The 22,647-nt window shown below is 62.6% G+C and carries 17 protein-coding genes; 14 read left to right on the forward strand and 3 right to left on the reverse strand.

Annotation, left to right across the window (positions count from 1 at the left end; all coding sequences use genetic code 11):
- Positions 1-217: 217 nt before the first annotated feature.
- The 3 genes from LN996_RS12750 to LN996_RS12760 all read left to right on the forward strand — a co-directional run bounded on the left by LN996_RS12750 (position 218) and on the right by LN996_RS12760 (position 3,619).
- Positions 218-1,162, forward strand: a complete 945-nt coding sequence (locus tag LN996_RS12750) for a carbohydrate ABC transporter permease (RefSeq protein WP_231340749.1) — start codon at positions 218-220, stop codon at positions 1,160-1,162.
- Complete coding sequence (locus tag LN996_RS12755; protein ID WP_231340750.1) at positions 1,155-2,084, forward strand: carbohydrate ABC transporter permease; 930 nt, start codon at positions 1,155-1,157, stop codon at positions 2,082-2,084. The genes LN996_RS12750 and LN996_RS12755 overlap by 8 nt, the downstream gene beginning before the upstream one ends.
- Positions 2,085-2,266: 182 nt before the next feature.
- Positions 2,267-3,619, forward strand: coding sequence for an ABC transporter substrate-binding protein (locus tag LN996_RS12760; RefSeq protein ID WP_231340751.1), 1,353 nt, complete (start codon positions 2,267-2,269; stop codon positions 3,617-3,619).
- Between the two features lie 73 nt (positions 3,620-3,692).
- On the opposite strand, the gene LN996_RS12765 is transcribed toward LN996_RS12760, so the two are convergent.
- Positions 3,693-5,711, reverse strand: coding sequence for a beta-galactosidase (locus LN996_RS12765; protein WP_231340752.1), 2,019 nt, complete (start codon positions 5,709-5,711; stop codon positions 3,693-3,695).
- A gap of 208 nt (positions 5,712-5,919) precedes the next feature.
- On the opposite strand from LN996_RS12765, the gene LN996_RS12770 reads away from it, so the two are divergent.
- The 6 genes from LN996_RS12770 (at position 5,920) to LN996_RS12795 (ending at position 12,617) form a co-directional block, all read left to right on the forward strand.
- Positions 5,920-7,206, forward strand: coding sequence for an ABC transporter substrate-binding protein (locus tag LN996_RS12770; RefSeq protein WP_231340753.1), 1,287 nt, complete (start codon positions 5,920-5,922; stop codon positions 7,204-7,206).
- 49 nt (positions 7,207-7,255) lie between these two features.
- Entirely contained in the window at positions 7,256-8,206 is a 951-nt protein-coding gene (locus LN996_RS12775) for a carbohydrate ABC transporter permease (RefSeq protein WP_231340754.1), read from the forward strand.
- Positions 8,203-9,129, forward strand: coding sequence for a carbohydrate ABC transporter permease (locus LN996_RS12780; RefSeq protein WP_231340755.1), 927 nt, complete (start codon positions 8,203-8,205; stop codon positions 9,127-9,129). The genes LN996_RS12775 and LN996_RS12780 overlap by 4 nt, the downstream gene beginning before the upstream one ends.
- Positions 9,130-9,163: 34 nt before the next feature.
- Positions 9,164-9,805, forward strand: a complete 642-nt coding sequence (locus LN996_RS12785; protein WP_231340782.1) for a Poxvirus protein I5 — start codon at positions 9,164-9,166, stop codon at positions 9,803-9,805.
- Positions 9,806-9,910: 105 nt separating this feature from the next.
- Entirely contained in the window at positions 9,911-11,203 is a 1,293-nt protein-coding gene (locus LN996_RS12790; protein WP_231340756.1) for an MFS transporter, read from the forward strand.
- 121 nt (positions 11,204-11,324) lie between these two features.
- On the forward strand, positions 11,325-12,617 hold the full coding sequence (locus tag LN996_RS12795) for an ABC transporter substrate-binding protein (protein ID WP_231340757.1): 1,293 nt from the start codon (positions 11,325-11,327) through the stop codon (positions 12,615-12,617).
- A gap of 58 nt (positions 12,618-12,675) precedes the next feature.
- Here LN996_RS12795 and LN996_RS12800 read toward each other — a convergent pair whose 3' ends face one another.
- Positions 12,676-15,825 carry a family 78 glycoside hydrolase catalytic domain gene (locus tag LN996_RS12800; protein WP_231340758.1) on the reverse strand — a complete coding sequence of 1,050 codons (3,150 nt, stop codon included), beginning with the start codon at positions 15,823-15,825 and terminating at the stop codon, positions 12,676-12,678.
- A complete protein-coding gene (locus LN996_RS12805; protein ID WP_231340759.1) occupies positions 15,822-17,933 on the reverse strand; it encodes a DUF6807 family protein in 2,112 nt (703 codons plus the stop codon). Before LN996_RS12805 ends, LN996_RS12800 begins: the two co-directional genes overlap by 4 nt.
- A gap of 338 nt (positions 17,934-18,271) precedes the next feature.
- Between LN996_RS12805 and LN996_RS12810 the strand changes: the two genes are divergently transcribed.
- From LN996_RS12810 to LN996_RS12830, 5 genes are read left to right on the forward strand one after another with little or no spacing between them, the layout of a single operon-like run.
- A complete protein-coding gene (locus tag LN996_RS12810) occupies positions 18,272-19,036 on the forward strand; it encodes a YesL family protein (RefSeq protein ID WP_231340760.1) in 765 nt (254 codons plus the stop codon).
- Positions 19,029-19,265: a hypothetical protein gene (locus LN996_RS12815; protein ID WP_231340761.1), complete on the forward strand. Its 237-nt coding sequence runs from the start codon at positions 19,029-19,031 to the stop codon at positions 19,263-19,265. Before LN996_RS12810 ends, LN996_RS12815 begins: the two co-directional genes overlap by 8 nt.
- The gene (locus LN996_RS12820; protein ID WP_231340762.1) at positions 19,262-20,791 is read left to right on the forward strand and encodes an extracellular solute-binding protein; all 1,530 of its coding nucleotides are present in this window, start codon (positions 19,262-19,264) and stop codon (positions 20,789-20,791) included. Before LN996_RS12815 ends, LN996_RS12820 begins: the two co-directional genes overlap by 4 nt.
- Positions 20,788-21,762 carry a sugar ABC transporter permease gene (locus tag LN996_RS12825; protein ID WP_231340763.1) on the forward strand — a complete coding sequence of 325 codons (975 nt, stop codon included), beginning with the start codon at positions 20,788-20,790 and terminating at the stop codon, positions 21,760-21,762. The genes LN996_RS12820 and LN996_RS12825 overlap by 4 nt, the downstream gene beginning before the upstream one ends.
- Positions 21,762-22,634, forward strand: a complete 873-nt coding sequence (locus tag LN996_RS12830) for a carbohydrate ABC transporter permease (protein WP_231340764.1) — start codon at positions 21,762-21,764, stop codon at positions 22,632-22,634. Before LN996_RS12825 ends, LN996_RS12830 begins: the two co-directional genes overlap by 1 nt.
- The last annotated feature ends 13 nt before the right edge of the window (positions 22,635-22,647 follow it).

The following is a 22,647-nucleotide window of genomic DNA, read 5'->3' on the forward strand; positions in this document are numbered from 1 at the left end:
AAGAAAACGTTTACTTTGGTACGGAGCCGCTGAAAGCCGGGACCCGAATCCTGGCTTCCCATGGGGGAGCGCCGGAAGTATGGCGGCGCCCCCGCAAGGCAAGTACCACCCAGACTCGAACTCCGTGGATGGCCACGATGACCAAAGGAGACCACATGGCCGCTGTAACAAACACGGGGACGCCGCAAGGCGTTCGCGCTCCGGCGAGGGGGAAACAATGAGCGCCATTGGCGAACTCTCCACGATGACCCGTCGCAAGGGCCCCATGACCAAAGAAGAGAAGAAGGCGAACGGCCGCGACAATAAGGCCGCCTACGTGTTCCTTCTTCCCTGGCTGCTCGGCCTGGCTGCGATCACCGTGGGCCCCATGCTGATGTCCTTGTACCTGTCCTTCACGGACTACAATCTCCTGCAGCCACCGGAATGGGTCGGCCTGGACAACTTTGTCCGGATGTTCGGCGATGCCCGCCTGCACAACTCGCTGCGCGTCACCTTCACCTACGTCCTGGTGGGTGTTCCGCTTCAGTTGGCTGTTGCGCTGGTGATTGCCTTGGTCCTGGACAAGGGTCTTCGCGGCCTTCCGTTCTACCGCTCCATCTTCTACTTGCCCTCCCTGTTGGGCGGTTCCGTTGCTGTTGCCATCCTCTGGAAGCAGATCTTCGGCACCACCGGCCTGGTGAACCAGGTCCTTGCGATGGTGGGCATTGAAGGGCCGGGGTGGATCTCTGACCCCAACACCGCACTGGGCTCCATCATCCTGCTGCACGTCTGGACCTTTGGTAGCCCCATGATCATCTTCCTGGCCGGCCTGCGCCAGATCCCGGTGATGTACTACGAGGCAGCCAAGGTGGACGGCGCAACCACGCTGCAGCAGTTCTGGCGGATCACGCTCCCCATGCTGAGCCCCATCATCTTCTTCAACCTGGTGCTGCAGATCATCGGTTCATTCCAGTCGTTCACGCAGGCGTTCATCGTCTCCGGAGGCAACGGCGGCCCGTCCGACTCCACCATGTTCTTCACCCTGTACCTGTACCAAAAGGGCTTCGGCCAGTTCGATATGGGTTACGCCTCAGCGATGGCCTGGTTCCTGCTGGTCATCATCGGTGCCTTCACTGCCATCAACTTCATCGCTTCAAAGTATTGGGTGTTCTACGATGACTAAACTCCAGACCCTCCCCGCCGCTTCCTCCTCTGACGCCACGTCCGGTAAGAGCCCGCGCCGCCGTGAATCCCGGGGAAACCTGGCCTATAGCCGCAGCGCCCGCATCAAGGGCCTGATCAAGCACGCCATCCTGATCCTTGTTGGCGGCGTCATGATCTACCCGCTGTTGTGGATGGTGGTTTCCTCCCTGCGCCCCAATGACCTCATCTTCCGCGAGCCGGGTCTCTGGCTGGAGAACCTGGAGATGAGCAACTACACCGACGGCTGGTCCGCGCTGACGCACCCGTTCGGGCATTACATGATCAACTCCGCGATCGTGGTCCTGGGCTCGATCGTTGGCAACCTAGTCTCCTGCTCCATGGCCGCCTACGCCTTCGCCCGCCTGCAGTTCAGTGGCAAGAAGATCTTCTTCGGCATCATGCTGTTGACCATCATGCTGCCCTTCCACGTGGTGATCGTGCCCCAGTACATCCTGTTCTCGCAGATCGGCTGGGTGAATACGTTCTGGCCGCTGATTGTGCCCAAGCTCCTGGCCACGGATGCGTTCTTCGTGTTCCTCATGGTCCAGTTCATCCGCGGCATCCCGAAGGACCTCGATGAGGCAGCGCGCATTGACGGCGCCGGCCACCCCCGGATCTTCCTTCGCGTCATCCTGCCCCTGATGGTCCCGGCCCTGGCCACCACCACCATTTTCACGTTCATCTGGACCTGGAACGACTTCTTCGGCGCCCTCATCTACCTGACGGACCCGGATATGTTCACCGTGCCGGTGGCTTTGCGGGCCTTCGTTGACTCGCAGTCCGCCACCAGCTGGGGATCACTCTTCGCAATGTCCATCGTGTCCTTGCTCCCCGTATTCCTGGTCTTCCTGTTCGGCCAGCGCTTCCTTATCAAGGGCATCGCCACCACAGGCATCAAGTAGACCGATCGTTCCACCAGAAGGGGGCGCATGCCGCCCCCTTTTGGTGAGTGCCGCCGTCGGACGCCACCAACAAGTAGTACAAGTCAACGTCTTGTCATACAAGACTGTGACTTGTACCATAATCAACAGTAAGAAAACGCTTTCTCATATCGCATCAGGATCAATGAAGATCGGAGACAACAGTGCCGGTAAATTCAAAGGGTGAAGCAATCGCCCCCGCAACCCGTGCTGAAGCACCCAAGGCCAAGCGCAGGCTCCGCGCCTCTGCCCTCATCGCAGCAACAGCCGCCGCGGTACTCGCCCTCACCGCCTGTGGCGGGGGATCCGAGGCGAAAAGCGCTGACGGAAAAGTCGAGCTTCGCTTTTCGTGGTGGGGCGGCGACAAGCGTGCGCAGCTGACACAGGAAGCCATCGCGGCGTTCGAGGCCGAGAACCCCAACATCAAGGTCAAGGCTGAATACGGCGACTGGAGCGGTTACTGGGACAAGCTGGCCACGCAGGTTGCGGCCAACGATGCTCCTGACATCATCCAGATGGACGAAAAGTACATCACCGAATACTCCACCCGCGGTGCCCTGCTTGACCTTTCCAAGTACGACATTGACACGTCCAAACTCGACGAAGCCGCACTCAACGCCGGTAAGGGCGAGAAGGGCCTTACGGGTATTGCCGCGGGCATCAATGCCGCCACCATCCTGGCCAACCCGGCGGTCTTCGAGGCTGCAGGCGTAGCGCTTCCGGATGACAAAACCTGGACCTGGGAAGACTTCGAGCGCATTGCAGCCGAGGTGACAGCCAAGTCTCCCAAGGGGACCTACGGTGCTGCGGCCTACGGGACGGACGAAGCCTCCCTCGGGGTGTGGCTGCGCCAGAACGGTAAGTCGCTCTACACCCAGGACGGAAAGCTCGGCTTCGAGCCCTCGGACATCAAGGGCTACTGGGAATTCCTGAAGCAGATGAGCGAGAACAAGGCAGTGCCCACGGCATCGGAGATTGTCGAAGCCGAAGCCGCACCGCTGGACCAGAGCGGCCTGGCGACCGGTAAGAACGGCATGGCATTCTGGTGGTCCAACCAGCTTCCCGCCCTCGAGAAGGCTTCCGGCGGCGAACTGCAGATCCTTCGGTTCCCGTCCAAGACCGGCAAGGCTGAGGACGCCGGCCTTTGGTACAAGGCGTCGCAGTTCTGGTCGGCATCATCGCGGACCAAGCACCCTGAAGAAACAGCGAAGTTCATCAACTTCCTGACCAACAACGCCAAGGCCGGAGAGATCCTGCTGGCCGACCGCGGCGTCTACCCCAACTCCGAGGTCCGCGACGCAATCGCCCCGAAGCTCGCGAAGGCGGACGTCAAGGTGGTCGACTTCATCGGCGCCATCAAGGAAGAGCTCGGCGAAGCCCCGGCCGCTCCGCCGAAGGGTGCAGGTGCCATCCAGGAAATCATCAAGCGCTACACGTCGGAGGTCATGTTCAACAGGCTCTCGCCGGAAGAAGCCGGGAAGAAAGCCGTGGATGAGATGAAATCCGCCATCAGCTAGCTTTTCTGCAACGGGAACCGCGTCCCGGGCGATCATTCGTGATCAGCCCGGGGCGCGGTTCTTGCGTGTTGTGTCAGTCTTCCGCGATGACGGCCACGGCTCCGGCGGGTACAACGCCACCGAAGCGACCACCGCCGAGGAGTTCCTCGCCGTCGGACTTCACGGTGGCGTCCTCCCGGCTGTGGTTAATGGCGAACAGGAAGCTGCGGCCGTCTGCGGCGCGCCTGCGGGAAAGTTCGACGCCGGCAGCCGCCTCGGCCACGGCCGTCACCCCGGCTTCCTCCACCAGTCGCGCGGTCAAGGAGTCGATGCTTCCGGCGTCGGGAAGCGTTGCGAGATACCAGGCGGAACCGGTTCCGACAACGCGGCGCGTCAGTGCCGGGACGCCGTCGAGCGGGTAGTCGGTGAAGGTGGCAACAACCTCCGTCGAGGCGTCCGCGTGCACGTGTTCGCTCCATACGGAGCCCGTGGATCCGTCGCTCAACGTGACGGAGGTTCCGGGGAAAAGCGGGTGGAATTCCTCGCTGCGAATGCCCAGGAGTTCGCGGAAGGCGCCGGGGTATCCGCCCAAGCGGACGTGGTCCCGTTCGTCGACGATCCCGCTGAAGTAGCTGACCAGCACCGTGGCCCCACCCTCGGCGGCGGCGGCTATTGAAGCAGCCGCAGCGTCCGTCACAGCGTAGAGGGTGCAGGCCAGGATGAGGTCGTAACCGGCGAGGTTGGCGGAGGGGTGGACGAAGTCCGCGGTGATCCCGCGCAGATACAAAGCCCGGTGGAAGGCGCGCATCGTGTCGAGGTATTTCAGCGAATTGTTCGGGTGCGAATCCAGTTCCGACGCCCACCAGGCCTCGTAGTCGAAGATGATCGCCACCCGTGATTCCACCTGGGAGCCCCTGACGGGTTGCAGCTTGGCCAAAGCGTCTCCGAGGTCCACCACATTGCGCCACACCTGCGTGTCGCGGCCGCCGTGCGGAACCATGGCTGAGTGGAATTTCTCCGAGCCGGCCTTGCTCTGCCGCCACTGGAAGAACATCACGGCATCGGCTCCGCGGGCCACGTGCGTCAGCGAGTTGCGGAGCATTTCGCCGGGCATCTTGGGCTGGTTGTGCGGCTGCCAGTTGACCGCGGACGTCGAGTGTTCCATGAGGATCCAGGGCTGGCCGCCCGCTACGCCGCGGGTGAGATCGGCGCTGAAGGCCAACTCGATTTCGCGCTCCGGGTCCGCCGCCACCAGGTAATGGTCGTTGGCAATGACGTCCATGTCCTTGGACCAGTCGAAGTAGTCCAGGGTCTTGGTGGCGCTGGAGACCATGAAGTTGGTGGTGGCCGGAATTTGCGGGGTGACCTCGCGGATCACGGCCAGCAGCTCACGGTAGTAATCGATGAACACCCAGGAGTTGAACCGTGCGAAGTCCAACTGCTGGCCTGGGTTGAGGGTGGTGGGGGCCGCGCCGGGTGGGATGATTTCCTCGAATGAGGCGTAGTGCTGGGACCAGAAGGCCGTTCCCCAGGCTTCGTTGAGGGCCTCGATGGAACCGTATCGGCGTTCCAGCCAGGCGCGGAATGCGGCGGCGTCTTCTTCGCCGTGGAACTCGCCAACGTGGCAGCCGAGTTCGTTGTCAACGTGCCAGAGCGCCAGGGCCGGGTGGTCTTTGTACCGTTCGGCGATCATGCGTGTCATGGCGGTGGCGTAGCGGCGGTAGACAGAGGATGACGGCGTGTAGTGGCGCCGCGAGCCACGCTCCAGCGTGACTCCTTCCGCGGTGACGGGGAGGATTTCGGGGTACTTGCGGGCCAGCCATGCCGGCGGTGACGCGGTGGCCGTCGCCAGCGCCACCTTGATGCCGGCGCCATGGAGGTTGTCCATCACGTCATCCAGCCAGCCAAAGTCGTAGGTGCCTTCGGCGGGTTCCAGGAGTCCCCAGGAGAAGATACCGACGCTGAGGAAGTTTACGCCGGCTTCCTTCATGAGCTCGATGTCCTCGAGCCGGATGTCTTCTGGCCACTGCTCCGGGTTGTAGTCGCCCCCGTAGGCGAGGCCGTCGACGCTGTGCCAGACAGATCGACTGCGGGGGATTTCGGGGGAGGTCAAGGGGGACTCCTTCGTCAAGTTGGCCGGGCTGGTGCGGGTGGTGCAGGAGGTATGAGTGCAGCGTATCCGGGAAAACGTACTCTTTGGAAAACGCTTGCCCAGATCCCGGTTTAGGGATATTGTATCGATTCAGAACGAGTGTAAGCGAGATCACTGCCACGTTGTAGATAACTCGACAAACTTGCACCAACTGAGCAAGGAGGCTCTCATGATTGATAGAAGGAAGTTCCTGGGCACGGTGGCTTTGGGCACTGCATCTGCTGCATTCCTGGCCGCGTGTGGCCAGTCCTCGACCGCTGGGCAGGCTGGTTCGGCGGAGAATCCCGTGACCATTACGTACACGTGGTGGGGCAACGACGACCGCGCTGAGCGTACCCGCAAGGCTATTGCGTTGTTCGAGTCGAAGAACCCGGATGTCAAGGTCAACGGCAACTTCTCCGACTTCGCGGGGTATTGGCAGAAGCGCGCCACCGAGGCTGCCGGTGGTGGCTTGCCGGACGTGATGCAGTGGGATTTGTCCTACCTGCGTGACTACGGCCAGCGGAACCAGCTCCTTGACCTGGGCACGGTGAAGGTCAACACGGACGCTTTCGAGAAGTCTTTGTTGCCGTCGGGCCAGATCCGTGGCAAGACGTACGGCATCCCGACCAGCACGAATGCTTTTGCTGTTTATTATGATCCTGCCAAGCTTGCTTCCTTGGGGATCGCGGAGCCGGATGGGTCCTGGACCTACAAGGAGTTCAACGCGTTCCTGGCCGAGGTTGGCGCCAAGGGCAACGGGACGTTGTTCGGCGGCACCGACTACACCGGCATCTGGTGGAACTTCAACATCTGGCTGCGGCAGAACAACATCAAGGCCTTCACGGACGAAGGCAAGCTTGGGTTCTCCAAGGATGATCTGAAGAAGTGGTTCAACCTGACCGCGGATCTGCGCGGCACCGGGGCCATTGTAGGAGAGGACAAGGCCACGCAGTTGCTGCCCAAGTCCCCGTTCGGCTCCAACGTGACCGCCACGGAAGTGACATGGGATAACTTCATGGCCGGTTACCTCGCGGACTCCGGTGCGAAGGAACTCAAGCTGGTACCTGTTCCCTCGGATGATCCGGAGAACCTGGGCCTGTTCCTGAAGCCGTCCATGCTGATGGTGGCCAGCGCGAAGACCAAGTACAAGGACGCTGCTGCCCGGTTCATTGACTTCATGGTCAACGATCCCGAGGTGGGCCAGATCTTCAAGACCTCCCGCGGTGTTCCGGCGTCGAAGACCCAGCGCGACGGGACCACGTTCGAAGGCACCGACAAACTTGTGGTCGATTACGAGAAGTCCATCGAGAAGTACCTCAAGGACGCCCCGGAGCCGCCCATTGTTGGGTTCGGCACGCTGGAGTCCACGTTCAAGCGGGTCGCCCAGGACCTGAACTACGGCAAGCTCACAGTGGACGGCGCAGCGGATGCGTGGTTCAAGGAAGCCGAAGACCTCATCAAGCAGAACGCCTAAGCAGACCTTCTGTGTCTGAACCGGCCTTCCCAACTGACGGACTGATCTTGTGACTCAAAGCCCAACCCTGAGCAGGCGCACCGCGTCCGTTCCCTCGCAGCCGCGTAAATCGCGGCGGCGCGGGGCGGACGCCCGCGCCGGCTACACGTTCCTGTTGCCCTGGCTGCTGGGATTCATCGCCCTGACCGTGGGCCCGATGATTTCCTCGCTGTACCTGTCCTTCACCAACTACAACCTCTTCGATGCCCCCAAGTGGATCGGCCTGGACAATTACACCTCGCTGTTCCAGGACGAACGGTTCCTGCAGTCCGTGGGCGTGACCATGCAGTATGTGGTCTTCGGTACCCCGCTCAAACTCGCGGCGGCGTTGGCGATCGCGATGCTGCTCAACAGCAAACGCAAGGGCCAGGGTTTCTACCGCTCCGCGTTCTACGCACCGTCCCTGATCGGAGCGTCGGTCTCCATCGCGATCGTGTGGAAGGCCATGTTCGGCGATTCCGGTCCCGTGGACCAGGGCTTGTCCTTCTTCGGGATCAACCTTGGCGGCTGGGTGGGCAACCCGGACATGACGATGGGCATGATGATCCTGCTGACCGTGTGGCAGTTCGGCGCCCCGATGGTGATTTTCCTGGCCGGCCTGAAGCAGATCCCCGCCGACCTGTACGAGGCAGCGTCGATGGACGGCGCCGGTCCGGTCCGGAAGTTCATCAACATCACCTGGCCCATGCTTTCCCCGGTGATTTTCTTCAACCTGCTGATGGAAACCATCCATGCGTTCCAGATTTTCGCCTCGGCCTACATCATCTCCAACGGTGAGGGCGGCCCGGCAGGCTCCACCCTCTTCTACACCCTCTACCTGTACTTGCGCGGTTTCTCCGATTTCCGGATGGGTTACGCCTCGGCCATGGCCTGGCTCCTGGTGATCGTGGTCGGCATCATCACGCTGATCTTCTTCAAGACATCCAAGTCCTGGGTCCACTACAGCGGTGATTCGAAATGACAACCATGGCAACACCCACCCAAAACCAACCCACAACGCCCGCGACTCCGGCGCCGGTCTACAACCCGAAGTCCGAGTCCGGCACGGTCAAACGCATCAAGAGCACCATCTTCCACATCATTGCCCTGGCCCTGGTGGCGATGGTCCTCTACCCGGCCCTATGGATGATCGCCTCATCCTTCAAGCCGAACTCCGAGATCGGCGGCGCCAACAATGCGTTGTGGTCGGATAACTTCAGCTTCGATAACTTCGCCACCGCCATGGAAGGCATCGGCGGGGTCTCCACCCTGACGTTCTTCACCAACTCGTTGATCCTGGCCGTCGGCGCCGTGGTGGGAACGGTCCTCTCGGCGTCCATCTCGGCCTACGCGTTCGCGAGGATCAACTTTCCCGGCCGTGGACTGTTCTTCGGCATGATGATCGCCACCTTGCTCCTGCCCTTCCACGTGGTGATCATCCCGCAGTACATCGTGTTCCAACAGCTCGGCCTCGTGGACACCTACGTGCCGTTGCTGATCGGCAAGTTCCTCGCCGCGGACGCGTTCTTCGTGTTCCTCATGGTCCAGTTCATGCGTGGCCTCCCGGCCGAACTGGACGAGGCAGCCCGCATCGACGGCGCAGGGCACGTGAGGATCTTCGGGTCCATCATGCTCCCGCTCATGAAACCGGCCCTGATTTCCACCTCGATCTTCTCCTTCATTTGGAGCTGGAACGATTTCCTGGGCCCGCTGCTCTACCTCAACACTCCGGAAAAATACCCGCTGCCCCTGGCCTTGCGGCTCTTCGTGGACCAGACCCAATCCTCGGACTACGGCGCCATGATCGCCATGTCCGTACTGGCGCTCCTGCCCGTCCTGGTCTTCTTCCTCGTCTTCCAGCGCTACATCGTCGAAGGCGTTTCAACACAGGGCCTCAAAGGCTGACGGACACGGAAACGAGTACTGAAAGATGAGCACCATGAACGCCACCGGCAAGTCGTCGGGGAAGCCCGGCATCCCGGTCAACCGCTTTGCCCTCTTCGCCGAGACCATCCTTGCGGGGGTCATCGTGCTCCTCTTGTCCGTCCCCTTGGTGACGGCGCCGGCTGCCTATGCGGCCGGCGTCGCGCACCTGGAGAGGCACCTCAGCGGCAGGGACGATTCCCTCCGCAGCTTGTGGGGGAACTTCCGCCGCGCGCTTCCAGGCAGTTGGAAGATGGGAATCACGACGGCGGCAGCCGCCGTCGTGATTGTCTTGAACCTGTTGCTCGCTCTGGTGGGTCAACTGCCCGGCCGGGCAGCCATCCTGCCCGCCACCCTGATTCTCGCCGCGGCAGGGGCGGTCCTCTTCCTGCGGATCGCCGCCAACTGGAGCGGCGGGGTGAACTGGGACGGCGATGCAGGCCAGCAGCCTGTTGAGGTACCGGGCCAGCAACGCTGGGCTGCCGCCTACGCCAGCGCCAAAGCTGATTCGCTGCGCGACTGGAGTGGTTCGCTCCTCCTGCTCGCGGCCGTCTTCATGACCGTTGTCTTCGTCTGGATGCTGCAGGCCCTGTTCGTGATCGTGCCCGGGACCCTGGTCCTGGCCGCGGCAGCCATCAAGATCCGCTCCCATCGCTGAGTTTTTGTACAGCTAATGCCCTTTAGGAGCCTCCTTAAGGGCATTAGCTGTACAAAAACTCCATAAGAATCCGCCCCCAACCCGCTGAATCGAGCAGACCGCCCCGTGTCGCCGCGCCCGTTCCCACTGCGCCCCAAATCCACCAAAGCTCCAGCAGCGCGTGCCCGCTCCATGGAGTCCTGGCACTACCCGCTGCGGCACCACAATTACCGGGTCTTCGTCGCGCTGTCCCTGGTGGGGAGCGGTGGCGTGTGGATGCAGCGGTTGGCGCAGGATTGGCTGGTGCTGCAGTTGACAGGAAGCCCGGCCGCAGTGGGCCTCGCCGTCGCGCTCCAGTTCCTTCCCATGCTGGTAGTGGGCCCCATCAGTGGCGTTCTGGTGGACCTTTTCCCAAAACGCCGCATCCTCCTGGTATGCCAGTCCGTCGCCGCATTGCTGGCCGCCGGCCTGGCTGTATGGAACGCGATGGGCGGCAGCGACGTTTGGGTGGTTTACGCCTCCTGCATCGCGTTGGGGATCACCAGTGCCATTGATGGACCGGCACGCCAGGTGTTCGTCAATGAGGTGGTGGGCGATGCCGGGCTGCCAGCAGCAATTGGCCTGAACAGCGCCGTTGGCCAACTGGGTGCCATGGCCGGACCTGCCCTGGCCGGCGTCGTCATTGCCCAGGCTGGACCAGCGGCGGCGTTCGCTGCCAACGCCTGTCTTGGGGTGGCGGTCCTGGTGATGATTGCATCCATCAGGCCCGACGAGCTGCACCATTCTCCCGAATCTCCTGATCCCACGGCGCGCAAAGGTCAGATCCTGGCCGGGTTCCGCTTTGTCCGGGCACGACCTCCCCTCCTGCTGACGATGCTCCTGGCGGGCTTGCTGGGCGCATTTGGAATGAACGGCCCCGTGGTCCTCGCCGCTTTTGCGGACGGTGTGTGGCATAGCGGTCCTGCCGGTTTCGGTCTCTTCAATACGGTCAGTGCGTTGGGCGCCCTGGCTGGTGCGCTGGTGGCTACACGGATCAAGCGGTTTGGCCGTAAGGGGATCGTTGCCAGTGCTGGACTCTTCGGGCTGACGCAGTTGCTCGCTGCCCTGATGCCCACGCAGGAGTGGTTCGTGGTGATGTTGATTGTGGTTGGCTTCATGACGCTGGTGTTCCTCACCAGTGCAGCCACCGCAGTGCAGCTTGAAGCGGGTGCAAGCGTACGCGGCCGGGTTCTTGCCCTCTACTTTCCGCTGCTTTTGGGCGGTCACGCTTTGGGTGGGCTGCTTGCCGGCTGGCTGACGGAGGACTTCGGCGTACGAGCCGGGCTGGTGGTCACAGGGGCGTTGGGCATGGCGTCTGCAGTGGTGATTGGGCTCCTGCTGTGGAGGTATTCAGCCCGGCGCACCCGCACGGCAGTCTGAGCGCTTTTGTTAAAAGTGATAGCTCAAACAAACAAAAACTCCCTTGACGAGTGATGTAGCGCACACCTAGGCTGAGAAAGCGTTTTCTCCCCGTAGCGCACGACTCAGATAAGGACGTTTGATGTCTCCTCGAGCACGCAGAAAATTAGCCGCGAAAGTAGCAGCGGCCGCAGCCGCCGTCGCCATCACGTTGACCGGTTGTGGAGGCGGCTCCCAGCAAGCCTCCTCCGATGGAACCGTCACCCTTCGCTTCAGCTGGTGGGGTTCGGATGTTCGCCACAAGATGACCCAAAAACTCATTGACGCTTTCGAAGCGGAAAATCCCACCATCAAGGTCAAAGGTGAGTACGGCGACTGGTCCGGCTATTGGGACAAGCTGGCCACCCAGGTCGCATCGCAGGACGCCCCGGACATCATCCAAATGGACGCCGCTTACCTGGGTGAGTACGCCGAACGCGGGGCACTCCTCGAACTGAAGGATGTGGACCTCGGCAAGTTCGACCCTGCCGTGGCAGATGCCGGGAAGGTTGAAGGCAAGCAGTACGCCGTCACTGCAGGCGTGAACGCCCAGGTAGTCTTGGCGAACCCTTCGCTCCTCACAGCCAGCGGTGTCACCTTGCCCGATGACAAGACGTGGACCTGGGATGAGTACAACAAGACGGCTGCCTCCATCACCGAAGGCAGCAAGAGCGGTGTTTATGGCTCGGGTGCCGTCAGCGGCGACGCTCCCATGAACCTATGGTTCCGCCAGCACGGCAAATCGCTGTTTACCTCCGACGGCAAGTTCGGCTTTGACGAGGGCGACCTCACGGGCTGGTACGAATACCAGGCCGAACTCCGCGATTCCAAGGCGGTGCCTCCCGCTTCAGTGATGACCGAGGACGCCACAGCGTCGGTGGATCAGCAGGGCCTGGCCACCAACAGGTTTGGACTTGCCTGGTACTGGTCCAACCAGCTGAGCGCCCTCACCAAAGCCTCGGGCCAGCCGCTTGAGATCCACCGCCCGCCGAGCACGGACGGCAATGCCGCCAGCGCAAAGCAGTTCTACAAGTCATCCCAGTTCTGGTCCGCGAGTTCCCGGACCAAGCACCCGGCTGAGGTGCAGAAGTTCATCGACTTCCTCGCCAACAATGTGGAGGCCGGCGAAATTGCCTTGGCAGACCGGGGTATTCCGGGCAACTCGGAGGTCCGTGCCGCTGTCCTTCCCAAGCTGACGCCGGAGGACGCCGCCACTGCCAAGTTCATCGACGAAATCTCCTCCGAACTGGGAGACTCAGTGCCCGTGCCGCCGGCAGGTTCCAGTTCCGCCGTCGAGGCCTTTGGCCGTTACGGCGTGGAAGTGCACTTCAACCGGATGTCACCCGCAGAAGCTGCCAAGAAGGCCATGGACGAAGCGAAGAGCGCGCTGGGCTAGTCCCTGATCGGGCACGCGGGGTGGCACGTGATGACAGTTCCGAGAAGGAACATTGGCATTAAGTGTCACCTCGCGGCGTGAAATGCCACGTTCCCGGGGTGACGTCGATGGTCTGCTCCGGGAGGACCACCTGGGCAGTAACGCCAGCGGGGATGGTGCACTCCAACTCCATGCCAGCGGCCGTTCGACGCCAGGAGACAGCAATGAATCCGCGCTGGGTGGGCACGCTTCCCCCGGCAGCTTCCAGTCGGCATACCGGCGGCTGAATCACGACGGCGGACGCCCCCGGTGCGGTGACGCGGACACCGAGGAGGTACTCAAGGATCTCCCGGACCACGGAGGCTGACCACGCGTGGGATTGGCTGTAATCCGTGCCCTCATCAAGCTCCCAGGCCTCCCAGGTAAAGGACCCTCCGGCTTCGAGCAAGCGCGCCCACCCGGGTTGGCTGGGGTCAGTGAGGAGATCCAAGACATCGTCCACCCGCCCTTGGGAGAGCAGCGCACGCAGCAGCCGGTGCACGGTCATGGGACCCTGCCGCATCCCCATCCCGGCGATGCGTTCGGCATCCTTCGCCACGTGTTCAGCGGGAGTGATCCCCAGCGACAACGGGAAAGAGGTCGCGTGCTGGGAAGCATTCAAGCTGGGGCGGCCGTCGGCGTACAAGCCGTCCACCATCACGCCGTCCACCCTGAGCTGCGAGTTGATCCGTCCAGCCAGCGATGCCGCCGCTTCCCTGTACCGGGCGGCCCCGGGCGCAAGGCCAGCGGACGCGCAGAGCCGGCTGACGGCGTCGAGCACTGACCACGACTGGGCGTTCACTGTGGTGCGCGCCGCGCAGTCCATGTCGTAGCCGAAGCGGCCCGGCGCCGGCCAATCCACGATGCCGTGGAGGTAGGGACCACCGCCGCCACCCAGATCGGTGACCAGCCCGTCGGTGGGGCCATCCGACGGGATGTGCCGGAGCACGTACTCCGCCGTGTCCTGAAGACAGGGGAGGAGCTCCCGGACCAGCGCACCATCCCCGCTGAGCCGGTGGTAGTCCTCCACCCATTCGGGCATCATGAGCGAGAAATCCGGGATGTCGCGCTTCCCGTCGCCGTTGGGGTAGACCGCGTTGTAACGCCCACGCTCAGCAGGATCCTGCCAGTAGCGCTTGGCAGATCCCGCGAATTCGCGCAACGCTTTGGCCGTGAAGTGACGCTCACCAAACAGGGCCATGGTGGCGTACGAGATGTTCACGGCGTCGCCCAGGAACTGGCCCTTCTCGCGGGTGGGCGTGTCCACGAACTGCTCCTGCACGCCGAACAACGCTGAGTTCCGGAGGAGGGCGAAGACCCTGTTCAGGGTGTCGTCGGAGCTGTGGAAGGTGCCTTCGGACGGGTGTTCGGCATGGATCACTGTTGCGCCGACCGCGCCGAGGTCTGCGAGCTCCATGCCAGGCATTTCGAGGTAGCGGAAGCCCAGGTGCACGGCCGCCTCGTAGCGTTGCGGACCGTCTCCCTGAGTAAAGGGGAACGACATGTCCGTGTTCTGGCTGGGTGTCTTTCCAGTGTCCACGCGACGGTCGGCCCGGAGGTTGTAGCCTGCCCGGAGCATCACGGTCCGCCCCTGCTCCCCACGGAGAAAGTCCACCACGGGGCGCCCTGGAATCACTGCGCCGAAGTCCGCCACAGGGGTTCCGTCGTCGGCCGTGAAAATGTCGACGGCGGCCGTGTAGTGACGTGCGACGCCCGCATCGTTGGGTCGCAGGTGTGGGAAGTCGGGGACCGGGTGGGTTCCGAGGGAGATGGCCGGGTGCCATTGCTGTGGTTCCAGCCAGGCCGTCGCATCGAAATGCTCGATAGGATCGCCCTCGTCGTTTCGGTATCCGCTCTGCCGATACGGACCTTCGGCCACCAGCCACCCGGGCCCTGATCCGAACACGTCCCGGGTGCCGTCGTCGTACTCCACTGTCATCTGGGCCAGCAGGCCGGGGCGGCTGGCGGCGCGGCCCTGGCCGGGACCATACCAATGGGCGACGGCGGTCAAGGTGGCGGTACCGCTCGACGGCAGTGTGCCAGTGACGTCGGCGGCGTTGTAGAACTGCTCGCCCGGGTACCCGAAATTGGTGGTCTCCAGGCACGGGCTGCCGTTGATGGTGAACGCGGCGTGGTGGCTCGCGGCAGCGTAGAGACGGGCACGGACCACGGGACGCTTGAGGTTGAAGGTGGCTTTTACGAGAGTCCACTCGTCGGGCTGGCGGAGGGGAGTGGTGGTGGTCCAGCCGTTGAGGGCGCCGGGTGTGGTGAAGTCAGTTTCCAGGAGGGTAGCCCCGCCACCCTGGACTCGAACCGACAAGTACTCCGCCTGGCTGCGTGGCCCTTGATGGAATGCGATGCCCGTGGAGGTGTTGCCGGGGACTACGGCGTCCAGGGCGAGGTCACCGTCGATGCTGACAGTGATGCGCTGCCCGTCGTCGGTGACCACCAGGTCCTGCCAGCCGTCCTCGGGCAGAGCGCCGGCGCGCGAAGAAGCTGTTGCTTCAAAGGCCGGCGTTTCGGCCAATGGTTGAGTGATCGGGGCCGACATTGCGCCGATCTCCCAATCGGGGGCGGGACGCAGGAGGGCAGAGCGGTTCGGCTTGATCTCCAGCAACAGACCTGAACCAGGGCCTTCACTGCGAAGGAGGATTCCCGCGGTACCCAGCCGCAGGCGGAAACGGGCACTAATAGTGGTGGTGCCGTTGGGTAGGGCTGGCCACGGAAGATAAGGCGAGCCGCTCACCCGCAGCAGTCCATTCACCTGTTCCAGTGGTGCACGTCCGCCGGGTTCGCGGTGAATCCACTCCGCAGCCCAGCTGTTGGCGGTGGACTTGAAGAGACCCGTGCTGAAAGCGGCAGGAGCGCAGGGTTCACCCACAGCGCCGGTGGAGTCGGTAAGCTGCACCGTCCATTGGTAGTCGCTGTCCGGGGTCAGCTCCGGGCCTGTGTAGGGAAGGTGGTGCTGCTGGTCCGTGACAACCGTGCCCGAATCCCACACTTCTGTTCCCGCGCGGTCCATCACCCGGAGGCGGTAGGCGGCCTGGAATGATTGCCCCGCGCTCGCGGAGTGGCCTGCATCAAGCAACCAACCGAACCTTGGCACGGCCGGTGCCATCAAACACTGTGTCAGGCCCTCGACCGTGAGGTTCGTGGCGGCCAGTGGTGATCGTGTGGCACCGGAGCTCATCGGCTGGCCACCAACCCTTCGATTTCCCCCATATCCAGTGTTCCGTCGCTGATCCACACCGTGAAGGAGCGGGTGAGGGACTCGCCCGCGGCAAGCATCTTGGCCGTATCCCAGGCCAGTGCCGAACCGACGGCCGGGTAGCCGCTGCACCTGACGAACCATGGGTCGGGGGACTCGGCCGGTGCGCCAAACACCAATGTTGCAGGGCCGCCGTCGAACTCTCCAGTCCATGCCAGCCACGGGGTCACTGAGCCGTGCACGGCGGGTTCGCCCTCGGCTGTGGAGGAAAAGATGCGCGTCGACGCATTGACAGGAAGCCTCCAGAAGAAGCCGCCGTAGCCGCTTCCGGCCGCACCGTGGGACCCTGGGCTCCCCAGCGCGGCATCCACGACGGCGGTGAGCTCCGTTGTGATGTCCATTCGCCACGTGCTCGGGTTGATGAGAGTACGGCGGAAAGTGCGGCACTCCTCCAGGAGCAACCCGCCATCGGCTCCGAGCCAGTGCAGGTCCGCCCTGGTGTGTTCCGACCCGCGAGTGATTCCCGCGATCCCGATCCTGCCGTGGTCGTTCAAGTCCAGGTATTTTCCCGCGGTCCGTCGATAGCTACGGCCGCCCCAAAAGTTGCTGCCGTTGACATCCTGCAGCGCGAATCCCGCGCCGAGATGCCAGACATGGTCCGACGCCAGGTGATCCGTCACTACAACGCCGCCCGGAGTGGCCACCGGATGAAGGTAAGGCCTCGGCGACAACGCAGTATCAAGGCCGCTTCCACTGCGGAGGACTGCAACTGGACCATCGCTTCCGGCACCGCCCGGAGTGAAGAGAGCCTCGGTGCCAGCGGAGGTTGGCCGTGCCCAAGGGAGGCCGAGCTCGGAGAACGTGACATGGGCGAGCGTGGCCCGTTTCAGGATGTCTTCGATGTGCGGGATCACGGCATGGGCTTGATCGCCCGTTCCAACCCACGTCACGTATTCCGTGGGAATCAAAGCCGGTGCCTCGGCAGTCCGGATGGCTTCCACGACGCGCATGAAGGCGCCGCTGTGATCCAACGGGCTGAGCAGGGGCACGCCGTCGGTGAGGTGCTGGAGCAGGTTCTCGGTGAGATCGTCCCGCCCGAAGACATGGGTGGTGTCACCAGCTTCCGTGCTGACTGTGACGCGGTCTTCGGTGTAGTGGAATACGGCCGTTCCCTCGGTCCCGTGCAGCGTGACGTACGGTTCCACCGATTCAGTGGCGCAGAGAGTGAGGGCGCAGGTAATGGGCAGTCCGTCCACGGTCTTCATGCGGATCACTGAGGTGTCGTCCGCTTCAATGTCGTTGGCGCGATAGAGATCCGTGTCCACGAAGGCGAGGTCCTCCGCTTGGCGGGCTCCGGCAATGCGCAACGCAGTCGCGATCGCATGGGCCAAGGGATTGGTTGCAACTCCATCCACCACGTCCACGCCATCGAGGCTGCGCTTGCCCGCCCAGCGTGAGCGCTTGTAGTAAGCCCGGTCGCGCACCCAACGGCCGGTGGCAGAGATGCCCTTGAGGGTGCCGATGCCGGGAAGCTCTTCCGTGGCGCCGCCGTTTGCCAGCTCCGCCAACGCTGCAAGTGCCTGGGAACCGAGGCTCTGGAATCCAATCTGGACACTGCGACCGGCTGCGTTTGCCGCGTCCTGGAGGCGGAGGAAGTCATTCATGGAGGCCACTGGAGGCTTCTCCAGATAGAGGTCGGCCTGGGAAGCGAGCACGGAAAGGGCCAAAGGGGCGTGGGTCTGGATGGGGGTCGCCACGATGATGATGTCCGGGCGGTGGTCACCTGCCAACAAGGAGTCCAGGTTTTCGTGGACAGCGGTATTTTCGGGCAGGGCTCCTGCGGACGGGGGATTGGGGTCGGCCACGGCGACGAGTTCCACCGCTCCCTGTGCGCTGAGCCGTTCCAGATTGTGGAGGTGATGCGTTCCGAAGCCGTGGACACCTACCAAGGCAATCCGGGCCGGTCCGGTCCGAGGTGCTGGGGCTGATCCCTTGGCCTGGGTTGCTCCGGTCGCCGCCTTTTCTCCGAGTGCAGGCGAATCCCCGCGGGGGTTCGGGCTGGTGATGGACTCGATGGAAGGGGTGTCCATGGCTCTCCTCTGCTGGCGCTGCAACGAAGGCTGTGACGCCGTCGTCAAGGTATTCACGAAAGTGGTCCGGCGGGTTCAGGCTATACCCAGCAAGCGCTTTCCCAGTTCCGGCTCCGCCCAGTGTAGCGCGGGATCCCAGCAAATGTAACGATTCAAGAATCATCTTGACTCCACCCTTACCCAGCGTCTAAGTTGACGGGAAAGCGTTTACTTAGTGACATGGCCCACGTGGGCCAACCCCGACTGACCGGCTCCAGCGGCTGTGGTGAGACTCCTTGACGACTGCCACTCACGGTCACGCGGGCCTGTTCTGCAACGATGGAGAAAGGGGGAGCGCCATGGCCTCTGGTGGATTTGGTTTCCGTGCCTACACGCTCTTCGACACGCTCGTGTGGATTGCTTGCCTGAACGTGTTGTGGATTGCCTTCACTGTCCTCGGTGGGGTTGTCCTGGGTGTCGGGCCCAGCACCGCTGCGGCCCACGTCCTGGTCCGCGACAAGGTGCGGGGAAATGCTGCGCCCTTGATGCGGCGCTTCGCAAGGGAGTATTTCAAGAACTTCGCCAAGGGCAACGCCTTGGGGTTGCCCCTCATTGCTGTGGGTGTCGCCCTGAGCCTGAACTGGGCCTACTTCTCGGCGGGCTGGGACTTTGGCTCGCAGATCGCTTCCGCCGGAATCCTGATGGCGGCCCTCTTTGCCGCCGGCACGGTCTGCTACCTGTTCCCGATGTTCGCCCGCTATGAGCTTTCCCTTCCCCAGTACTTCCTGATGTCCTCACGCTTTGCGGTGCGGCACCTGGCGGGAACTGTGATTCTCCTGTTCGTCACGGCGGCCGCCCTGTTCGTGTGCCGGTCGATTCCGGGGCTGATTCCTTTCTTCGGTATTGGTGCGTGGCTTTATGTCACGGGATGGCTTTGCGACCGTTTCTTTACGGCCAACGATGAGGCGATGGCAGCCGCCGTCGGCGATGCGGCCGCCCGCGGCGCAGCATCGGGTCCCGCGTCCGCGGCCAGCCCACCGCCGGCCGCAGCTGCCGCCAGCGCGCAGTCCGGCGCCGGCCCTGTTTCCACCACGACCCACAGTACGGAGGCCAGCCTTGTCTGAGCTCAACCGCGCCAGTCCCGCTTTGAGCGGGCCGCCGATCCTTCACCGCTCCCTCGATGTTCAAGGAAGCAGTGAACTCGTTTCCAGCGCCTCCGGCGTGAGTACTAATGAAACGTATCAAGATGCAAGTGGCCAGCACATGTGGAGCATTAAAAGGTTCCCGGGTGTGCCGTCAAACCAAGAGTCGAAAGACACCAACCCCGATGAAGTGGAGCAGGTAAGAAAATGATCCGTAGAAAACACACGCTGGCCGCCGCCGTCGTCGTTTCCGCATCCCTGGCGCTGACCGCCTGTGGTGGCGAAGCGCCGGCATCGGACCTCTCATCCGTCAAGATCATGGCGCCGTTCCTGGAGGCGCAGCCGCCAACAGCCGACGGCGCCGTGCAGAAGAAGCTCGAAGAGCTGACGGGCAAGGACGTCAACATCACGTGGACGCCCAACGCGTCGTACGAAGACAAAATGAACATCACGCTGGCATCATCGGAGATCCCACACGTCCTGGTGGTCCAGGGAAAGACGCCCGGCTTCGTCAAGAACGCTGAGGCCGGCGCCTTCTGGGACCTGACGGACAAGCTGAAGGACTACCCCAACCTCACCACCACCTTCCCCGAGGTCCAGCAAAACGCCAGCGTCAACGGCAAGGTCTACGGTGTGTACCGCGGCCGCAACCCCATCCGCGCTGCGGTCATGTTCCGTCAGGATTGGCTGGACAAGCTGGGGCTGAAAGCGCCCGAGACCACCGAAGATCTCTACAACGTGGCCAAGGCCTTCACCGAGCAGGACCCGGATGGCAACGGCCAGAACGACACCTACGGCATCACCATCCCCAAATGGGGCGCGCTGGGAACCAACAGCCCGTACGACCTGATCGAGACCTGGTACGGCGCCGGCAACCGCTGGACCGAGCGTGACGGCAAGCTGGTCCCGAGCTTCGAAACCGAAGAATTCCTGGAGGCCAACCGGTTCGTCAAGAAGATGGTGGACGAGAAACTCATCAACCCCGATTTCGCCACGTTTGACGGCACCAAGTGGAACGAGCCGTTCTTCAACGGCAAGGGCGGCATCATCGTTGACGTCGACTCCCGCGTGAGCGTACTGATCAACCTGTTCAAGCAAGCCAACCCGAATGACTTCGAGAACAAGGTGGGCTTTGTGGGCAGCCTGAAGGGGCCGGACGGTGAGCTGCACGCCCACCCCACCGACGGCTACTCCGGCTTCCTCGCCATTCCCAAAGCCAGCGTCAAGACCGAGGCAGACCTGAAGAACGTCCTCACCTTCCTGGACAAGCTGAACAGCAAGGAAGTTGCCGTGCTCATGAACAACGGCATCGAGGGCGTGAACTTCACGGTGGAGGAAGGCCTCGCCGCCACCATCAAGCCCGAGACCCCGGAAGGCAAGGTGGTCAACACGGACATCAAGAGCTTCGCCCAGCTGGGAACCAACGTCACCGGCAACAACTTCTACCCCGTCAAGCAGGCCTCCGAGTATGAGCAGAAAGTCTTTGACGACCGCGTCGCCGTCATGGCCGAGGACCTCAAGAGCGCCGTGTACAACCCGGCAGCTGCGTTCGTTTCGCCCACCTATGTTGCCAAGGGTGCCCAGCTGGACAACATCGTGGCCGATGCCCGCATCAAGTACCTGGCAGGGCAGATCGACGAGCAGGGCTTGAAGGACGCCATCAAGCTGTGGAACACCAGCGGCGGTGACAAGGTCAAGGAAGAAATCAACAAGCTCTGGCAGGACAACAAGAAGTGACAGCCCCCGTTGTAGAAGCCAAAGCCTCGGAGCGGGCGGCCACCACGCCGCCCGCCCCGGCGCGGCGGCGCGGGTTCGCCGTCCACTTCGCGCATTACAAGTGGCTGTATCTGCTGTTGCTGCCCGGAGTCCTGTACTTCGCGATCTTCCGGTACGGACCCATGTACGGCGTGTCCATCGCCTTCAAGGACTACGTTCCGTTCCTGGGCGTCAATGGCAGCCCCTGGGTGGGCGTCACCAACTTCACGGATTTCTTCGCAAACCCGGACTTTCCCCGGTTGCTGGGCAACACGCTGATCCTGGCCTTCCTGAACCTGGGGATCGCATTCCCCTTGACCATTATTTTGGCGCTGCTGCTCAACGAGGTCCGCCTGTCGGTGCTCAAGCGCACCGTCCAGACACTGGTGTACATTCCGCACTTCCTGTCCTGGACCATCGTGGCCTCGCTGAGCTTCCTGCTCTTCGCGTTGGATATTGGGCCGTTGTTCCAGTTCGTCAACGGACTCTTCGGCACCAATGTGGACATCCTGTCCGATCCCAACTGGTTCCGGCCTCTGATCGTGCTCCAGGAAATCTGGAAGAACACCGGCTGGGGAACCATCATCTTCCTCGCCGCGCTGGCCACCGTGGACCAGGACCAGTATGAGGCGGCAATTATCGACGGCGCCGGCAGGTTCCGTCGCGTCTGGCACATCACCCTGCCGGGCATCCGGTCCACCATCATCGTGATGCTCATCCTGGCCATCGGACAGATGCTCAATACCGGCTTCGAGCAGATCTACCTCATGACCAACGCACTCAACCGCAGCGTGGCCGACGTCTTCGATACCTACGTGTACTTCGTGGGCATCACCCAAGGCGCCTACAGCTACAGCACCGCCGTCGGGCTGTTCAAGTCCCTGGTGGGCATCGTGCTGATCTTCGGCACCAACTGGCTGTCCAAGCGGTTCAACCAGAGCGGATTGTTCTAATGAAGATTCACAACACCCGCGGCGGACGGGTTTTTGATGCCGCAAACTACGTCTTCCTGAGCCTGATCGGCATCATCACCCTGCTGCCGTTCATTTATGTGATCGCCGGGTCCTTCGCCAACGAAGCCGAGATCACCCGGCGGGCGTTCTTCGTCTGGCCCGAGCAATTCACCCTGGGCGCCTACGAGTACATCTTCTCCACGCCGGCTTTCACCCGGGCACTGATCACCACTGTGCTGGTCACGCTGGTGGGCACCCTGATCCAGCTCATCCTGACCGTGACCATGGCCTACCCGTTGGCGAAGAAGAACCTGCGGGGCCGGAAGCTGATCATGTCCCTGGTGGTCTTCGCCATGGTGTTCTCCGGCGGCATGATTCCCACATTCCTGCTGGTCAAGGACCTGGGCCTGCTGAACTCGTATTGGGCCCTTATCCTGCCGGCGGCCATCAACCCGTTCAGCCTGATCATCATCAAGAACTTCTTCCAGGAGCTCCCGGCCGAGTTGGAAGAGTCGGCCAAGATGGACGGTGCCACGGAAATCGGGATCCTCTGGCGGATCCTTTTGCCGTTGTCCAAGCCGGTACTGGCCACGTTCGCGCTGTTCTACGCGGTGGGGATCTGGAACGACTTCATGTCGCCCCTGCTCTACCTGAGCGATAACAACATGTGGACCCTGCAGATGTACCTGCGCCAGGTCACGGCCGCTTCGGATCTCCTGGGTACCGGCAACGTGGACCCCTCCTATATCCCGCCGGAACAGGGCATCAAATTTGCTGTGATCGTGGTGGCAACCCTGCCAATCCTGGTCTTCTACCCCTTCCTGCAGAAGCACTTCGCCAAGGGAATGCTGATCGGTTCCGTGAAGGGCTAGGCACCGCTTCCCG

It is taken from the genome of Arthrobacter sp. AK01 (assembly GCF_021109375.1).
In the GTDB taxonomy this organism is placed as follows: domain Bacteria; phylum Actinomycetota; class Actinomycetes; order Actinomycetales; family Micrococcaceae; genus Arthrobacter.

Coding starts and splice junctions, on each gene's coding strand:
- LN996_RS12800 (WP_231340758.1), bottom strand. CDS start 15,825: ATGAGCTCCGGTGCCACACGATCACCACTGGCCGCCACGAACCTCACG.
- LN996_RS12795 (WP_231340757.1), top strand. CDS start 11,325: ATGTCTCCTCGAGCACGCAGAAAATTAGCCGCGAAAGTAGCAGCGGCC.
- LN996_RS12810 (WP_231340760.1), top strand. CDS start 18,272: ATGGCCTCTGGTGGATTTGGTTTCCGTGCCTACACGCTCTTCGACACG.
- LN996_RS12785 (WP_231340782.1), top strand. CDS start 9,164: ATGAACGCCACCGGCAAGTCGTCGGGGAAGCCCGGCATCCCGGTCAAC.
- LN996_RS12830 (WP_231340764.1), top strand. CDS start 21,762: ATGAAGATTCACAACACCCGCGGCGGACGGGTTTTTGATGCCGCAAAC.
- LN996_RS12780 (WP_231340755.1), top strand. CDS start 8,203: ATGACAACCATGGCAACACCCACCCAAAACCAACCCACAACGCCCGCG.
- LN996_RS12750 (WP_231340749.1), top strand. CDS start 218: ATGAGCGCCATTGGCGAACTCTCCACGATGACCCGTCGCAAGGGCCCC.
- LN996_RS12755 (WP_231340750.1), top strand. CDS start 1,155: ATGACTAAACTCCAGACCCTCCCCGCCGCTTCCTCCTCTGACGCCACG.
- LN996_RS12820 (WP_231340762.1), top strand. CDS start 19,262: ATGATCCGTAGAAAACACACGCTGGCCGCCGCCGTCGTCGTTTCCGCA.
- LN996_RS12770 (WP_231340753.1), top strand. CDS start 5,920: ATGATTGATAGAAGGAAGTTCCTGGGCACGGTGGCTTTGGGCACTGCA.
- LN996_RS12805 (WP_231340759.1), bottom strand. CDS start 17,933: ATGGACACCCCTTCCATCGAGTCCATCACCAGCCCGAACCCCCGCGGG.